The 420-nt window shown below is 42.1% G+C and carries 1 protein-coding gene; it reads right to left on the bottom strand.

Features of this window, described 5'->3' with window-relative positions:
• Nucleotides 1–420: WD40 repeat domain-containing protein (locus ACM03V_RS34480; protein ID WP_414625313.1), on the bottom strand; the 420-nt coding region annotated here is incomplete at both ends.

Genomic DNA, 420 nt, shown 5'->3' with positions numbered 1-420 from the left:
AAGGTAGAAATGATTTTACCGCTGCTGATATTCCACAACTTGATGGTTTTGTCCCGACTACCAGAGGCTAAAGTTTTACCATCGGGACTAAAAGCCACGCTGTAGACATCAACTTGATGCCCATCTAAGGTAGAAATGATTTTACCGCTGCTGATATTCCATAACTTGATGGTATTGTCCCGACTACCAGAGGCTAAAGTTTTACCATCGGGACTAAAAGCCACGCTGCTGACATAATTTTGATGCCCTTCTAAGGTAGAAATGATATTACCGCTGCTGATATTCCACAACTTGATGGTTTTGTCCCCACTACCAGAGGCTAAAGTTTTACCATCGGGACTAAAAGCCACGCTGTAGACATAACTTTGATGCCCATTTAAGGTAGAAATGATTTTACCGCTGCTGATATTCCACAACTTG

This window comes from Calothrix sp. CCY 0018, from assembly GCF_963920925.1.
In the GTDB taxonomy this organism is placed as follows: domain Bacteria; phylum Cyanobacteriota; class Cyanobacteriia; order Cyanobacteriales; family Nostocaceae; genus Rivularia.
The sequence above is the reverse complement of the archived record's forward strand: the minus strand, read 5'-3'. Positions and strand labels throughout refer to the sequence as shown.